The organism is Streptomyces buecherae, assembly GCF_014295035.1.
In the GTDB taxonomy this organism is placed as follows: Bacteria; Actinomycetota; Actinomycetes; order Streptomycetales; family Streptomycetaceae; genus Streptomyces; species Streptomyces youssoufiensis.
Genome location: NZ_CP060404.1, coordinates 5,577,357 through 5,591,989 on the forward strand (window position 1 = coordinate 5,577,357; position 14,633 = coordinate 5,591,989).

General features: G+C 77.0%; 13 protein-coding genes, 1 tRNA gene and 1 pseudogene. 12 read left to right on the plus strand and 3 right to left on the minus strand.

Features of this window, described 5'->3' with window-relative positions; genetic code table 11:
- Position 1: 1 nt before the first annotated feature.
- Complete coding sequence (locus tag H7H31_RS22035; RefSeq protein ID WP_176162002.1) at positions 2-439, minus strand: hypothetical protein; 438 nt, start codon at positions 437-439, stop codon at positions 2-4.
- A 352-nt stretch (positions 440-791) separates the two neighbouring features.
- Between H7H31_RS22035 and H7H31_RS22040 the strand changes: the two genes are divergently transcribed.
- Complete coding sequence (locus H7H31_RS22040; protein ID WP_187061807.1) at positions 792-2,255, plus strand: acyl-CoA synthetase; 1,464 nt, start codon at positions 792-794, stop codon at positions 2,253-2,255.
- Between the two features lie 139 nt (positions 2,256-2,394).
- Here H7H31_RS22040 and H7H31_RS22045 read toward each other — a convergent pair whose 3' ends face one another.
- The gene (locus H7H31_RS22045) at positions 2,395-3,441 is read right to left on the minus strand and encodes a helix-turn-helix domain-containing protein (protein WP_187061808.1); all 1,047 of its coding nucleotides are present in this window, start codon (positions 3,439-3,441) and stop codon (positions 2,395-2,397) included.
- A gap of 96 nt (positions 3,442-3,537) precedes the next feature.
- Here H7H31_RS22045 and H7H31_RS22050 point away from each other — a divergent pair, with 96 nt between their 5' ends.
- The 7 genes from H7H31_RS22050 (at position 3,538) to H7H31_RS22080 (ending at position 8,436) form a co-directional block, all read left to right on the plus strand.
- Positions 3,538-4,434 carry an alpha/beta hydrolase gene (locus tag H7H31_RS22050; protein WP_187061809.1) on the plus strand — a complete coding sequence of 299 codons (897 nt, stop codon included), beginning with the start codon at positions 3,538-3,540 and terminating at the stop codon, positions 4,432-4,434.
- A 207-nt stretch (positions 4,435-4,641) separates the two neighbouring features.
- Positions 4,642-5,064: a cupin domain-containing protein gene (locus H7H31_RS22055; RefSeq protein WP_187061810.1), complete on the plus strand. Its 423-nt coding sequence runs from the start codon at positions 4,642-4,644 to the stop codon at positions 5,062-5,064.
- A 199-nt stretch (positions 5,065-5,263) separates the two neighbouring features.
- Positions 5,264-6,115 carry a MurR/RpiR family transcriptional regulator gene (locus H7H31_RS22060; protein WP_187061811.1) on the plus strand — a complete coding sequence of 284 codons (852 nt, stop codon included), beginning with the start codon at positions 5,264-5,266 and terminating at the stop codon, positions 6,113-6,115.
- A gap of 186 nt (positions 6,116-6,301) precedes the next feature.
- Positions 6,302-6,919 (plus strand): hypothetical protein, encoded by a 618-nt coding sequence (locus H7H31_RS22065; protein WP_187061812.1) that lies wholly within the window; start codon positions 6,302-6,304, stop codon positions 6,917-6,919.
- Positions 6,920-7,119: 200 nt separating this feature from the next.
- The gene (locus tag H7H31_RS22070) at positions 7,120-7,524 is read left to right on the plus strand and encodes a cupin domain-containing protein (protein ID WP_308284235.1); all 405 of its coding nucleotides are present in this window, start codon (positions 7,120-7,122) and stop codon (positions 7,522-7,524) included.
- A gap of 149 nt (positions 7,525-7,673) precedes the next feature.
- The gene (locus H7H31_RS22075) at positions 7,674-8,222 is read left to right on the plus strand and encodes an AAA family ATPase (protein ID WP_232110019.1); all 549 of its coding nucleotides are present in this window, start codon (positions 7,674-7,676) and stop codon (positions 8,220-8,222) included.
- A 145-nt stretch (positions 8,223-8,367) separates the two neighbouring features.
- Positions 8,368-8,436 (plus strand) — tRNA-OTHER (locus H7H31_RS22080).
- A gap of 167 nt (positions 8,437-8,603) precedes the next feature.
- On the opposite strand, the gene H7H31_RS22085 is transcribed toward H7H31_RS22080, so the two are convergent.
- Complete coding sequence (locus H7H31_RS22085; RefSeq protein ID WP_187061813.1) at positions 8,604-10,115, minus strand: type III PLP-dependent enzyme domain-containing protein; 1,512 nt, start codon at positions 10,113-10,115, stop codon at positions 8,604-8,606.
- A gap of 335 nt (positions 10,116-10,450) precedes the next feature.
- On the opposite strand from H7H31_RS22085, the gene H7H31_RS22090 reads away from it, so the two are divergent.
- The 4 genes and pseudogenes from H7H31_RS22090 to H7H31_RS22100 all read left to right on the plus strand — a co-directional run bounded on the left by H7H31_RS22090 (position 10,451) and on the right by H7H31_RS22100 (position 14,622).
- The gene (locus H7H31_RS22090) at positions 10,451-11,110 is read left to right on the plus strand and encodes a helix-turn-helix domain-containing protein (protein WP_232110020.1); all 660 of its coding nucleotides are present in this window, start codon (positions 10,451-10,453) and stop codon (positions 11,108-11,110) included.
- A gap of 39 nt (positions 11,111-11,149) precedes the next feature.
- Positions 11,150-12,349 (plus strand): annotated as a pseudogene (locus tag H7H31_RS22095) (NAD(P)/FAD-dependent oxidoreductase); the annotation flags it as partial.
- 147 nt (positions 12,350-12,496) lie between these two features.
- On the plus strand, positions 12,497-12,901 hold the full coding sequence (locus H7H31_RS35060) for a (2Fe-2S)-binding protein (protein WP_269475471.1): 405 nt from the start codon (positions 12,497-12,499) through the stop codon (positions 12,899-12,901).
- Positions 12,898-14,622, plus strand: a complete 1,725-nt coding sequence (locus H7H31_RS22100; protein ID WP_187118054.1) for an FAD/NAD(P)-dependent oxidoreductase — start codon at positions 12,898-12,900, stop codon at positions 14,620-14,622. Before H7H31_RS35060 ends, H7H31_RS22100 begins: the two co-directional genes overlap by 4 nt.
- The last annotated feature ends 11 nt before the right edge of the window (positions 14,623-14,633 follow it).

Here is a 14,633-nt window from a genome sequence, read left to right on the forward strand (position 1 = left end):
GTCAGTCCCAGTCGCTGGTGGACTTCTTGCGCTCCCGGTGCAGGAACGCGAAGCCGCCGAAGGAGTGCACCGCGTTCACGCCGACGATCCCGCCCCAGGCGACGAGCAGTCCCGACAGCCCCTCGTTCACCACGGCGATCGCCGACAGCGGGATGGCCAGCACCAGCGAGACCGCGACGAAGCCGAACCGCTCGCCGAGGCCGATCCCGGTGGCGTTGGCGGTGCCCGCCCCCGTCGGTGAGCGCACCCCGCGCGCGGCGGACATCTGCTGTTCGGCCAGTTGCCGGCGTACGTGCCGGTCGGCGGTGTCGTTGAAGCGCTGCTCGACCTTCTCCATGAAGGAGTCGACCAGTTCCGACTCGTACTCAGGACCGAGCTCCTTGCGGGTCTGCAAGATCGCGTCGAGTTCCTTCTTTACCTCTGGGTCGCGGGCGTCCATGGTGCCTACGCTACGGGCAACCGCCACCGGTGTAAGTAGGGTCAGCCCCCCTATCGGGCCGGGGGTTCAGCCCCCGGACCGGCCCGTGACCAGGCGAACCCCGCCCCGCCCCCGTGCCCCGACCCCGTCCCGACCCCCGTTCGCCGGGCCGCGCCGGGCCCGCCGGGCGCCCGCCGTTCACCGGGGCGAGGCCCGCCGGCCTCCCGCCGCTCGGTCGGGTCCGGCCAGCGAGCGGCCCGCGCACGGGGCGGGCGGGCGAGTGGGTAACGTCGCCCCCGGCGGCGTACGCCATACGCGGCGTACGCCATACGCGGCGTACGCCATACGCGGCGTACGACACACGCGGGGCGCGATGTGGCCCGAAGGAGAGGAAACGCTGGTGAGCAAGGCTCTGTTGGCGGCCCTGACAAGCGCAGGCGAGGACCGGCCCGACGCACTGACCGTCGCCGGGCGCCCCTGTTCCCGGGAGGAACTCCTGGGGGCCGCGGGCGCGGTGGCGGCCCGGATCGCGGGCGCGCCGGTGGTGGCCGTGCGGGCGGAGGCCACCCTGGAGACCGTGGTGGCCGTGGTGGGCGGGCTGCTGGCCGGCGTGCCGGTGGTCCCGCTGCCGCCCGACTCCGGGCCCGCCGAACGCGACCACATCCTGCGCGACTCGGGCGCGACCCTGCTGCTCACCGGGGCCGGCGGGGCGGGCGGCGACGCCGGGCCGGGCGACGGCGCGGGCGGTCAGGGTGGACAGGGTGGCGGCCCGGGCGTCACTGTCATGCCCGTCGACGCGGCCGAGCGCGCCGACTGGGCGAAGCCGGAGCCGGACGAGGCCGCCACCGCGCTCATCCTCTACACCTCGGGCACCACCGGCGCGCCCAAGGGCGCCCTCATCTCGCGGCGCGCCGTCGCCGCGGGGCTGGACGGGCTGGCCGACGCCTGGGCCTGGACCCCGGACGACACGCTCGCCCACGGCCTGCCGCTGTTCCACGTGCACGGCCTGGTCCTCGGCGTCCTCGGCGCGCTGCGCGTCGGCAGCCGCCTGGTGCACACCGGCCGGCCCAGGCCGGAGGCGTACGCGGCGGCGGGCGGCACGCTGTACTTCGGCGTGCCCACCGTGTGGCACCGGGTCGCCGGCGACCCGGCCGCGGCCCGGGCGCTGCGCGGCGCCCGGCTGCTGGTCTCCGGCAGCGCGCCGCTGCCCACGCCGGTCTTCCGCGGGCTGGCGGAGCTGACCGGGCACCAGGTGGTGGAGCGGTACGGCATGACCGAGACGCTGATCACCGTGGCGACCCGCGCGGACGGCGAGCGGCGCCCCGGCCACGTCGGCGTCCCGCTGCCCGGCGTGCGGACCCGGATCGTCGTCGAACCGGGCGCGGAGATCGGCGAGTTGGAGGTGACCGGGCCGACCCTGTTCGACGGCTACCTGAACCGGCCGGAGGCCACGGCCGCCTCGTACGCCGCCGACGGCTGGTTCCGTACGGGCGACATCGCCGCCATCGGTCCGGACGGCACGCACCGCATCGTCGGCCGGGCCTCGACGGACATGATCAAGTCCGGGGGGTACCGGATCGGCGCCGGCGAGGTCGAGAACGCGCTGCTCGACCACCCGGCCGTGCGCGAGGCGGCGGTCGTCGGCGCGCCGCACGAGGACCTCGGGCAGGAGATCGTGGCGTACGTGGTGGCCGACGGGGTGGGCGAGGCGGAGCTGATCGACTTCGTCGCCGGTCACCTGTCGGCCCACAAGCGACCGCGCAAGGTGCGCTTCCTGGAGGCGCTGCCGCGCAACGCCATGGGCAAGCCGCAGAAGCGCCTGCTGCCCCCGGCCTGAGCCGCCGGCCCGGTGCGCTGGCCTGAGTCGCTGGCCCGGGTCGTTGGCCTGAGCTGCCCGGCCTGAGCCGCTGGCCGCCGCGCGGCGGGGCGCCCCGGGCCGGGCGCGCGGGCCGACGGTCGAGCACGGTGCCGGCCCGTCACCCCGGGGCGCGGTCGTCGGTGAGGTGCCAGGCGGCGAGGGCGAGTCGGGCGCGCATCAGCCCGGCGGGCTCGGTGAGGTCGAGGTCCAGGGCCTTGCCGAGCAGTTCGAGGCGGCGGGCGACGCTGCTGTGGTGCAGGTGGAGCAGGTCGGCCGCCCGCCGCAGGGAGCCGGCGGCGCAGTAGGTGTCCAGCGTCTCCAGGTCCCGCGGGTTGGCGGCGACGCGCGCGATGGCGGCCACGTCCGCGTTGGCGCGCAGGGCGTCCGGCGGCACCTGCGCGAGCAGCGCGAGCGCCCCCAACTCCCGGTAGCGAACGACCGGTTCGCGGCCCGTGGCGAAGCGCAGCGCGGTGCGGGCCTGCTGCCAGGACAGTTCGGGCCGCTCGGCGGCGCCGATGCCCGCGCGCACGTCGGCCGGTAGCCGGGCCGGGTCCGCGTGGCTGGCCAGGATGACACCCACGCCGGTCAGCGGCGCGGCTTTCACCCGGTGGGCCGGGCAGAGCAGGCCGGCGACCCGGTCCAGCGGGAGCCGGGTGCGCACCGCCAGCACGTGGACCGGCTGATCGGCGGCGAAGCCCAGCAGCCGCAGCGCCCGGGCCCGGGCCGCCTCGTCGCTGTCGGCACTGATCACCAGCTCGACCAGGGCGGGGTCGGCCATGGTGGTGCGGGCCGGGCCGTACCGTTCGACCACCGCCGCCGCGGCGATGGCCAACCGGTCCAGGACCACGTCGTCCAGCGGGTTCGGCGGCCCGGAGCGCTCCAGCCACACCGTGCCGATCTCCTCCTCGTCCAGGACGATCGGCGCCTGGCTGGACGCGGGCGCCGGCGGGCTGGGCGCCGGCTGGCCGTCGGGCGCGAGCCGGATCGCCCGCCCCGTACTGTGCAGCCGCACCCCCGCCACGCACTCGGCCAGGCCGGCCGACGCGCGGGCGAGCGCCGGCAGGTCCACGCGGCGGCGCATCAGCGTGTCGTAGAACATGACGACCCGGATCGCGCCCTCGACGTGCGTGTCCAGTTGCGACAGCCGTACGGCCAGTGCCTCCATGGCCGCAGGATAGGCGCCGATCGGCGCGCGATCCGCGTCGGTTGTCCGACGGTTGGCGGATGACCTGGGTGGGTGGCTGTCGCGAGGATGGCCGCCATGGACCCAGAACTCGAAGCGTTCCTGCCGCTGCTTCCCCAGGCCAGGCTGACCGACCCGATCGCCGAGCGCGCCAACTTCGCCGCGCTGGCCGGCTCCGTGCCCGGGCCCGACGTCAGCGGCATGGACGTCGAGGACCGCACCGTGCCCGCCGACCCGGACGTGCCCGTACGGATCTACCGCCCGCACGGGGCGCGCGGCGCCATCGTGTGGCTGCACGGCGGAGGTTGGGTGATGGGCGACGTGGACACCGAGCACCCGTGGGCCGCCCGGCTCGCGTCGACCTCCGGCGCGACGGTGATCTCGGTGGGCTACCGGCTGGCCCCCGAGCACCCGTTCCCGGCCGCCTTCGACGACGCGTACGCCGTGCTGACCTGGGCCAGCGAGCACGCGGCCGAACTCGGCGCCGACGCGGACCGGATCGCGGTCGGCGGGCACAGCGCGGGCGGCGGGCTCGCCGCCGGACTCGCGCTGCGCGCCCGCGACCAGCAGGGGCCGCCGATCCGCTTCCAACTGCTCAACCAGGCCGGCCTCGACGACCGCCAGGACACCTGGTCGAGCCGGAACTTCACGGACACGCCCTGGATGAACCGGTCCACGGTCGCCGCCGCCTGGCAGCACTACCTGGGCGGCCGGCCCGCCACCCCGTACGCCGCCCCCGCCCGCGCCACCGACCTGTCGGGACTGCCGCCGGCCTACGTCGCCTCCGCGGAACTCTGCCCGAACCGCGACGAGGACATCGCCTACGCGCTGCGCCTGCTCCAGTCCGGCGTGTCGGTCGAACTCCACCAGTGGGCCGGCACCTTCCACGGCTCGCAGGCCATCCTGTCCGCCGAGATCTCCCAGCGCCAGTTCGCCGAACTCGGCGGCGCCCTGCGGCGCGCCCTGGACACGTGAGCCGGGTCCTGACCGTGTGGGCCCGGCCCTGACCGTACGGACCCGACCCTGACCGTACGGGCCGAGCCCCGGCCGTACGAGCCGAGCCCCGGGCCGGCGGCGCGCGGCGCCGGCCCCGTCGAGGGGGCTGACGCCCGCCCCGTACGACCGACCCAACCACCGCCACCACATCCGAACGACCCCGATCCCAGACAAGGAACCCTCGCCATGACCGCGACCCCGATCGACGACCCCACCGCCCCCATCCGCCCCGTCGACCTCTTCGCCTCCTTCCTCCACCTGCACCAGGACGGCCACGCCCGGGCCGCGGAGCCGGTGTTCCAACGCGAGGGCGACGGCTGGCAGTTGATGACCTTCCACGTGGAGACCGACGCCGACGTCCACGGCGACCACTGGGAGGTGCACCCCGAAGCGGAGGAGGTCGTGGCCTGCCTCGCCGGCGGGATACGCCTGTACTTCCGCCCGGAGCGGCCGGACGAGGCGGAGGAGGAGGTCGCGGTGGCGGCCGGCTCCGCGGTCATCGTGCCGCGCGGTCGCTGGCACCGCATCGCCCTGGACGGCCCGAGCGACATCATGTCCCTCACCGTGCCGCGGGGCAGTCGGCTGGAGAAGCGGGGGGCTGACGCCTGAGGGGCGCGGAGGAGTACCCGGGGCCGGGTGCCCAGCCCCGCACCCCCGCCCGTTTCGCGCCACCCCCGCCTGCTGCATATATTCATGCAGAGACAGCCGTAGCTGAATGAGCGGCGCTGGCCGGCCCCGGTCCGACCGGTGCCGGGTCGGCGTCGGTGGGCGAGCGTCCGTGGGGCGCCGACGTCGCCGGGAGGGCACGATGGACGAGACGCCGGACGCGAGTGGGGCAGCCGCGCGGCTCCAGAAGCTCTTCGAGGGGCACCGGCTCACGCCCACCCAGCGGCGCATCGCCCACTGCATGGTGCGCCGGGCCGCCGACGCGCCGTTCCTGTCCAGCGTCGAACTCGCCGAACTCGCCGGCGTCAGCCAGCCGTCCGTGACCCGCTTCGCGGTGGCGCTCGGCTTCGACGGTTACCCGGGGCTCCGCAAGCACCTGCGCGACGTCGCCCCGACCGAGCGGAGCGCCGACCAGACGGGGGCCAACGAGTACCAGCAGGCGGTGCAGGCCGAGATCGACAACCTGCGCCACCTGGCCACGTTGCTGGCCGACCCGGAGCCCGTCGCCCGCGCCGGCCGGCTGCTCGCCGCCTCCCGGCCGCTGCCCGTGCTCGGGCTGCGCGCGGCCTCGGCGCAGGCGGCCGGGTTCAGCTACTTCGCGCGCAAGGTGCACCCGGACGTACGGCTCCTCGACGAGGGCGGCACGATGCTCGCAGACCGCGTCGACGCCGCCGTCGCCGCGGGCGCCAGCGCCCTGCTGTGCTTCGCGCTGCCCCGCCACCCGCGCGAGGTGGTCGCCGCGCTGGAGTACGCGCGCACGGCCGGGTTGGCCGTCGTCACGGTCGCCGACAGCGCCTTCGCGCCGGTCGCCGGCCACAGCGACCTGCTGCTGCCGGCCGCCGTGGGCACCGGGCTCGCCTTCGACACGGCCTGCGCGCCGATGCTGCTGGGCCGGGTGCTGCTGGAGGCCATGTGCGACGAGCTGCCGGACGCGCAGGCCCGCCTTGAGGAGTTCGACGCCAGGGCGGCGGCGCGCGGCCTCTTCGAGGACTGATTCCCCGGCAGCGTTCCCGCCCGCGCCCGGGAAGCTCCGCGCCCCACGCCCCGGGCGCCCCCCCCCGTATCGGCCTCTCTCCCGACTATCCGGTATCTCAGCGAACTCTCATCCGCGCTGAGTACAGTCCCGCCGGAAGAGTTCCCGGGCGGGCGCGAGGGCGCCGGTGGGTCCGGGCGGAGTGCGATGACGGAGTCGAGGAGGTTCGTCGTGGGGCGCGGCGCGTACGCGGTGGCACGGGTGGCGGTGTTGGTACGGGCACCGGCCGGGTGGCTGTGGTGGCTGGGGGTGGTCGCGGCCGGCATCGGGCTGCTCGTTCCGAGCGTGACCGGCCGCACGATCGGCGTGCTGGCCGGCGCGGCCCTGTTCCTGGTCGCGCTGGCGGTGACGGCGACGGTGCGGCGCAAGCGGTACGCGGCGCTCGCCCGCTCCGCGTCGCGCGCCGGCAAGACCGTCATCCTCCAGGACCGCGCCGTCAGCGTGCGCGTCTGGCGGCGCGCCCACCGCTGGCACCTGGCGGCGGCGTTCCTGCTGGCCGTCGGCGCGTCCTTCGCGGCACCCGCCGCGGGCGGGATGCTGCTGGCCGGCGTCGGCGTCGGGCTGTGGTGGAAGGCGCTGTGGATCGGCCGTTGGGAAGAGGCCAACGAGAGCCTGCTGTGGGTGCGTACGGACGCGCTGCCCGGCCCGTGGGCGATCGGTGGCCCGGCCCACTCCGCGGTGCGCGGCTACCTGACGACCGGCGTGGTCGCCGGCGACGCCCGACCCGGCGGCGCCAAGCGCGTCGTGGCGAAGGCGGCCCGCTGAACCACCGGCGCTGACCCGGCGCCGGCCCGGTGCGCCGGGGCGTACGCCGTGCCCCGACGGTTCGCCAGCCTTTGCCGAACGGTCAGCCACCTCACCGACGCACCGGGCTAACGTCCTGGTCAGGGCCGTCCGACCGGGGCGGCGAGCGGCAGCCGGCCGCGGCCCGTGGGCCGGGGTCGGCGCGACGGGAGGAGCGTGCGGTGCGCGGAGCGCGGGCGAACGACACGACGGAAGCGGCGACCACCCTCGGGCCGGCGCCCGGCGCGGCCGGACCCGGGGCGCCCGGCGAGCCGCCGCCGGCCGCCGTCGCGCTGCGCCGGGCCGCCGACCGGCTGGCGCGGCCGTGGCGGTCACGGGTGCTGGGCCGGGTCGGTACGAGCGCGGTCAAGGTGGTGCGGATGAGCGAGTTGCCCCTCGCGGAGGAGCGCCACGAGAGCGCGGAGGCCCTGCTCGTGCTCAACGGCCTCCTCGCCCTGGAGGTGCGGGGCGAGCCGGTGGACGTACGCGCCGGGGAACTCTTCCTCGTGCCGGCCGGCGCCCCGCACCGGGTGCGCCCCGGGAGCGCGGGGACACTGCTGATCGTGGAGGAGGAGCCGGAGCGGTAGTCCCCGGGCGGCGGGGGCGGCCCGGCGGGCGGGGGCGAAACCCGGGTGCGCGGGGCCCGGGGCGGCTGCGACGATGCTGTGCGAGAGGGCCGGCTCCCGGTGGCTTGGTGGCCGGCGCGGCCGACTGGCCAGGCGATGCGGGAGGGTTCGTGCCACAGCGTCCGCGCTCCACGGGGTGCCTGATCATCTCGGGCATGCCCGGGTCGGGCAAGTCGACGGTCTCGCCGCTGGTGGCCGCCCACCACGACCGCGCGGCCCACATCAGCGGCGACGTCCTGTCGTACATGGTGGTACGGGGCCGCGTCGGCTTCCTGGGCGAGCCAGCCGAGGAGTCCCGGCGCCAGGCGCTGCTGTGCGCGCGCAACATGTGCGCGCTGGCCGGCAACTTCGCCCAGAACGACATCTTCCCGGTCATCGAGCACACCATCGCCGACCGCGAGATGCTCGACGCCATGGTGGGCTGGTTGCGGCCCCGGCCCGTGCTGTTCGTGGTGTTGGCGCCGCCGCTCGCGGTCTGCCGGGAGCGCAACGCCGCCCGCCCCGCCCGCTCCCGGGTCCACTTCGACTTCGGCCCGCAGTACCGGGAGATGCGCGAGCGGCTGGCCGGCACCGGCTGGTGGCTGGACACCTCGGCCCAGACCCCGCAGGAGACGGCCGCCGTCATCGCCAGTCAGGCGCACGAGCGGGCCAGGCTCTGACGCGACGGACGGCGTACGGGGCGGCGCTGGGCGGGGGCTGGGCGCGGTCTGGGCGGGTCGCGCGGTGACGGCGGCTGGTTCGACGCAGCGTGAGGCTTGGGGTAAAGTGGATCACGCAACGCCGCCCCGAGGGGCGGGGGTTGATGCGTCGGTCGTCTAAGGAAAGATACTCGTCTCCAAACGAGGGATGTAGGTGCAAGGCCTGCTCGGCGCTCTTTTCGAGAAGCCCTTCTCCAGCTCAGGCTGGGGGAGGGCTTCTTCCGTGTGCGCCGGTGCGCTCGCCTGCCGCCCGGGTCCGCGACCCGTACGCCGTGACCACCCGTCAGGCAGCCGCGGCTCGGTCCTCGTAACCGGCATCCGTGGCGGCGGCGGGTGTGGCCGTCAGGAGTCGAGGCCGGTCAGTGCCTCGCCGTGGGCGCCGCCGCTCTCGGTCACGATCTCGGCCACGGTCTGCGGCTCGCGCACGGTCGCGAACCGCACGCCCCCCGCCGCCCCCGGATCCGTCACGAAGCCGTAGACGCCCGGCCGGGGCAGGCTGTTGTAGGCGAAGTGGTGGCAGAAGTAGTACGCGCCGGTGTCGAGCAGGGCCGTCAGGTCGCCGGCCTCCAGCAGCGGCAGGGGCCGGTTCTTGGCCACCAGGTCGCCCGCGAAGCAGCACGGGCCCGCCACGTCCTGGGCCACCAGCGGGCCGCGCTTGGGCAGGCCCTGCGGGGTGTAGCCGGCGACGCGGATGGGCCAGGAGCGCGGGGCGAAGACGGTACGGGTGGCCACCTGGGCGCCCGCGTGGGTGATCGCGATGGGGCGGCCCCCGGCCGACTTGGCGTACTCGACGCGCGCCAGCACGGTGCCCGTCTTGGCCAGCAGGGACCGGCCGAACTCGGTGACCAGCGCGTACCGGCCGTCGAGCAGCCCGGGCACGGTCGCGTGCAGCAGCCGCGCGTAGTCGCGGTAGGTCGGGGCGACGGTGTCGGACGCGAAGTTGACCGGCAGTCCGCCGCCCAGGTCGAAGCCGGTGATCTGCCGCCGGCCGGCCGCCTCGTTGATCTCCTCGGCCAACTCGTAGACCTCGCGGACGCCGCCCGCCAGCAGCTCCAGCGGACAGCCCTGCGAGCCGACGTGCGCGTGCAGCCGGGTGAGCCAGGGCCGGGCCAGGACCGCGGCCACCACCCTGGCCCGCACCTCGGCCGGTGAGCCGCCGCGCGGGCCGTCGTCGCGCAGCGGCACGCCGAACTTGGAGGTCGCCGTCGCCGTGCTCAGCGCGCTGATCGTGCCCCCGCCCACCTGCGGGTTGACGCGCAGCCCGAGCGGTGACGCGGTCGGCGCCGCGGCCACCAGCTCGTCCAGGCGTTCCAACTCCTGGAAGCTGTCGGCGTTGACGGCGATGCCGAGCGCGAGGGCCGTCCGCAGCTCGGCCACGGTCTTGGCGGGCGAGTCGAGCACCATGCGCTCCGGGGCCACGCCCGCCGCCTGGGCCAGGGCGAGTTCGCCGGGGCTGGCCACCTCGCAGCCCAGGCCCGCATCGGCGAGCAGCCGCAACACCGGTACGAGGTTGGCCGCCTTGACCGCGAACGCGTGCAACACCGGCGTACCCGGCGCGGTCACCTCCGCGAACGCGGCCTGGAGCGCGGCGGCCGAGGCGCGGATCGCGGCCACGTCCACGAGCGCGATCACGGGCGCGTCCGGGCCGATCAGGCCCTGTTCGACGGCGGCCCGCACCGCCTGGTCGCGCCGGCGCGCGGCGGCCTCGCCCGGGTCGGCCTCGCCGTCCCCGTCCGGCCCGGCCACCGGGCCCGTCGTCGCTCGGTCCTGTGCGGGCGTGTCCGGGCCCGTCGGCCCCGGCCGCCTCCGCGTCGCGTCGTCCCGTGGCCCCTGGCCCGTCTCGATTGAGGTCATGGCAGCACTCCACCACTCGGGCCGGGCGCTGCCCAGTACGCGTGGCCGACCGGCGTGCGGTGGCTACGCCGGCCACGCCACTCGGCGTAGCGGGACCACCTCGCGCGTCGAGGCGCCGATGGCCGTGGGCGGGGGCCTCGTTCCGTACGCCGGAGGCCGGTCCGCCGCGCACCGCTCGGGGCCGGCCCGGCGGGCGCTGGCTACAGTGGCGCCGGCCGTCAGCCGCCGAGAGCCGAGGAGGAACCGCCATGGGGGAGCCGGACGGAGAGCCAGCCGACGGGCGCGGCGCGACGGGCGCCGGGGGAGCGGGCGAAGGGGCCCGGTTGGGGCGGCCCGTGCGTCAGTCCGGGGGCCGGCCCGCGAGCCCGGGCGGCGAGTCGCACGAGCGGCGGGGCGGCGGCGAGGCCAGGGAAGCGCAGCGGGCCGGGCACATGCTCGGGGTCAACGTGCGCGCGCTGCGCGGGGAGCGCGGCCTGTCGCTGTCGGAGGTCGCGCGCCGGTCCGGGGTCGCCAAGAGCGCGCTGTCCCAGTTGGAGAGCGGACTCGGCAACCCCACCATCCAGACGGTGTTCTCTCTGGCGAACGCTCTCCAGGTCCCCGTGTCCGATCTGCTCGCCGAGCCGGCGCCGCCCGACGTGCTGCTGGTCCGCTCGGCCGGCCTTGAGGTGCTGCGCAGCCGGGCCGTCGACCTGCGCATGCTGCGCCGGATCGAACCGCGCGGCGGGGTGCTCGAACTGTACGACCAGCGGGTGCGGCCGGGGGCCAGGCAGCACTCCAACGGCCACCCGGGACGGGAACACGTCGTGGTGACGCAGGGAGTCCTGCGCGTCGGACCGCCCTCGGACCCGTACGAACTCGGCCCCGGCGACTACGTCTGCCTGCCCGGCTCCCAGCCGCACATCTACGAGACGGCGGGCCCGGAGCCGGTGCTGTCCGTGTTGCTCATCGAGTATCCGGGCGGCACCGGTATTGACCGCCCTGCCAGGCCGCACTAGCGTCGCCAACGTTCTTTCTGGAGAACGGTGGTGCGCTTCATGCACGGTTCATGGACGTACGGACAACACCCCGACGCGGTCGTCGTCGGCAGCGGCATCATCGGCGCGGCCTGCGCCGAGGCGTTGACCCGGCGCGGCGTGCGGGTGCTGGTGCTCGACCGCGGGGCCGTCGCCTCGGCCACCACCGCGAGCGGCGAGGGCAACCTGCTGGTCTCCGACAAGCCGCCCGGGCCCGAACTGGGCCTCGCGCTCGCCTCGTTACGCCGCTGGCCCGCGCTCCTGGCCGAGCTGCGGGAGGAACTCGGGCCGCGCCGCGCGGCGTGCGAGTACGAGCGCAAGGGCGGGCTCGTCGTCGCGATCGGCGCGGCGCAGTCGGCCGCGCTGCACGCCTTCGCGGCGGCTCAGCGCGTCGTCGGCGTCGAGGCCCACGCGCTGGCGCCGGACGAGTTCGCCGCGTACGAGCCCCACCTGACGCCACGGGCCACCGCCGTCCTGCACTACCCGCAGGACGCCCAGCTCCAGCCGGTGTTGGCGGCGACGGCGCTGCTCGCCGCGGTGCGCGCACGGGGCGGCGAGGTGCGCGGCGGCGTCGCCGCGCTCGGCGTGCGGCGCGACCGGCGCGGCCGGGTGCGCGCGGTGCGCACCGCGCGCGGGGACGTGCCGTGCGGCGCGGTCGTCAACGCCTGCGGCCCGTGGGCGGGTTCGTTCGCCGACGCGGCCGGCGCCCCGCTGCCGGTGGCGCCGCGCCGTGGCTTGGTCCTGGTCACCGCCCCGCTGCCGGCCGGCACCGTACGGCACAAGGTCTACGCCGCCGACTACGTCGGCGCGGTCGGCGCCGCCGAGGCCGACCTGCGGCTCTCCACCGTCGTGGAGGCCACCCAGGCGGGCACCGTGCTCATCGGCTCCAGCCGGCAGCGGGTGGGCTTCGACCCGGCGATCCCGGTCGCGGTGCTGCGCGCGCTGGCCCGCGGCGCCACCGCGCTGTTCCCGCTGCTCGCCGCCGTTCCGGTGCTGCGCGCCTACGGCGGCTTCCGCCCGTACACCCCCGACCACCTCCCCGTCATCGGCCCCGATCCGCGCCGGGCCGGCCTGTGGCACGCCACGGGCCACGAGGGCGCGGGCATCGGCCTCGCCGCCGCCACCGGCGACCTGCTCGCCGAACTGTTCACGGGCGAGCCGCCCCACCTGGACCCCGCCCCGTTCCGGGTGGACCGCCCGGGGCTGCGCGGCGCGCCGGAGGCGGCGGGAGGCGTACCGGCGGCGGGGGTGGCGGCGGTGCCGGTGCGGCCGGGGCCCGGGGCGGAGAGGGCGGAGGGGCCCGTGGCGCGGGTGGCGGCGGGCCCCGGGGTGGCGCAAGCGGACGGCGGCGGGGGCGTGCCGCTCACCGTGGACGGCGTCGCGCGGCGCGCCCGCCCCGGCGACACGGTGGCCACGGTCCTGCTGGCCACGGGCCGGGCCGCGTGGCGCACCACGCGCGGCGGCGATCGGCCACGCGGCGTCTTCTGCGGCATCGGGGTGTGCCACGACTGCCTCGTGGTCGTGAACGGGCTGCCCGACGTGCGGGCCTGCCTGCGGGAGGTCGCCCCGGGGGACGCGGTGGAGACACAACGCGGCGCCGTCCTGCCGGGGCCCGCGACGGGCGCGGGCGAGGACTCGGGTGGGGGCGGGGCGGGGGCGGCTGGTCGGGACGGTGGCGGCGGGGCGGTCGATGCCAGCGGCGCGGCCGGGTCGACCCGTACGGCGGCCGTCGACGGTGACGGCGCGCACGGCGACGGAGGGGACCGGGCATGACGGACGGGCGGCGGATCGTCGTCATCGGCGCCGGGCCGGCCGGGCTGCACGCGGCCCTGGCCGCCGCGCGCGCCGGCGCGCGGGTCACCCTCGTGGACAACGGCGCGCGCGTCGGCGGCCAGTACCACCGCCACGCGCCGCCCGCCGACGAGCCGAGCCCCGGTCACGCCCCGGTACGCCCCCGCCACGCGCCGCCCGCCGGCGAGCTGAGCCCCGGCCGCGCCCCGGTACGCCCCCACCACGCGTCACCCGCCGGCGGAGCCGCCCCCGGCCGCGCCCCGGAGGGCCAACGCCTGGCGCGGGCCGTCGCCGCGCACCCCGCCATCGACCACCGGCCGCACACCACCGCCTGGTCGATCGAGCCGACCCGGGACGCGGGCGGTGGCGCGCCGGCGCCGCACCTCGTGCACGTCCTCACCGGGCCGGCCGACGGTTTCCGTACGCCGGGCACGCTCGCCGCCGACGCGCTGGTGCTCTGCCCGGGCGCGTTCGACCGGTCGCTGCCCTTCCCCGGCTGGGACCTGCCCGGCGTGGTCACGGCCGGCGCCGCCCAGACGTTGGCCAAGGGACAGCGGCTCGCCGTGGGCCAGCGGGTGATCGTGGCCGGCACCGGCCCGTTCCTGCTGCCGGTGGCGGCGGCGCTGCTTGGCGCCGGCGCCCGGGTGCTCGGCGTCTGGGAGGCCGGCTCGCCCGCCGGCTGGCTGCGCTCCCCGCTCGCCGCGCTCCGCGACGGACGCGGCAAGCTCCCCGAACTCGCCGCGTACGCCGGCACGTTGGCCCGCCACCGGGTCCCGTACCGCACCCGACGCGCGGTCGTCGCCGCGCACGGCGAAGGACGGCTGCGCGCCGTGACCGCCGCCCGGCTCGCGCCGGACTGGACGGTGCGGCCCGGGAGCGAGCGCCGCGTCGAGGGCGTGGACGCGCTCTGCGTGGGCTACGGGTTCACCCCGCAACTCGAACTCGCCCTCGCCACGGGCTGCGCGCTCGAAGACGGCCCCGACGGCACGCCGCGCGTCGCGCTGCGCGCGGGGCAGCGCACATCGGTGCCCCGGGTGTACGCGGCCGGCGAGCTGACCGGCGTGGGCGGCGCCGAACTCGCCGCGCACGAGGGAGAGTTGGCGGGCCTGATGGCCGCCGCCGCGCTCGGCCACCGCGCGGGCGACCCGGCCCGCGTCGCCTGGCTGCGCCGCCGGGTCCGCTCGGGTCGCCGCTTCGCCACCGCGCTCGCCCTGGCCCACCCGGTGCGGCCGGGCTGGCACACCTGGCTGCGGGGCGACACCCTCGTCTGCCGCTGCGAGGAGGTGACGTACGACGCGCTGCGCGCGGCCGTCACCGAGCGGCACGTCGACGGCCCGCGCGCGCTCAAGCTCACCTGCCGCGCCGGGCTCGGCGCCTGCCAGGGCCGCACCTGCGGGCGCGCCGTCACGGAGTTGGCGGCGGGCCTCACCCCGGACGTGTCGGCGCCGGGCACTCCGGCGCCGCGCGGGCGTCGGCCCCTCGGTTACGCCGACCGGTACGCCATCGACACCCGCCCCATCGCCCAGCCCATCCGCCTCGGCGACCTCGCCGGATCCCCCACCGACTCCCCGGCCCCCGCTGACTCCCCGGCCCCCGCCGACCTCTCCATCCCCATCGACCTCACCCCACCCCCGCTCACCTCCCCGCCCCCGGACGAACTGGCGCCCCCGCAGCACCGCGACCCTCAGCCCCCGGACGCGTAACGGAGACCCCC

Excerpts from the sequence above, each read along its gene's own strand:
- H7H31_RS22035 (WP_176162002.1), bottom strand. The coding sequence starts at position 439 with ATGGACGCCCGCGACCCAGAGGTAAAGAAGGAACTCGACGCGATCTTG.
- H7H31_RS22040 (WP_187061807.1), top strand. The coding sequence starts at position 792 with ATGTGGCCCGAAGGAGAGGAAACGCTGGTGAGCAAGGCTCTGTTGGCG.
- H7H31_RS22045 (WP_187061808.1), bottom strand. The coding sequence starts at position 3,441 with ATGGAGGCACTGGCCGTACGGCTGTCGCAACTGGACACGCACGTCGAG.
- H7H31_RS22050 (WP_187061809.1), top strand. The coding sequence starts at position 3,538 with ATGGACCCAGAACTCGAAGCGTTCCTGCCGCTGCTTCCCCAGGCCAGG.
- H7H31_RS22055 (WP_187061810.1), top strand. The coding sequence starts at position 4,642 with ATGACCGCGACCCCGATCGACGACCCCACCGCCCCCATCCGCCCCGTC.
- H7H31_RS22060 (WP_187061811.1), top strand. The coding sequence starts at position 5,264 with ATGGACGAGACGCCGGACGCGAGTGGGGCAGCCGCGCGGCTCCAGAAG.
- H7H31_RS22065 (WP_187061812.1), top strand. The coding sequence starts at position 6,302 with ATGACGGAGTCGAGGAGGTTCGTCGTGGGGCGCGGCGCGTACGCGGTG.
- H7H31_RS22085 (WP_187061813.1), bottom strand. The coding sequence starts at position 10,115 with ATGACCTCAATCGAGACGGGCCAGGGGCCACGGGACGACGCGACGCGG.
- H7H31_RS22100 (WP_187118054.1), top strand. The coding sequence starts at position 12,898 with ATGACGGACGGGCGGCGGATCGTCGTCATCGGCGCCGGGCCGGCCGGG.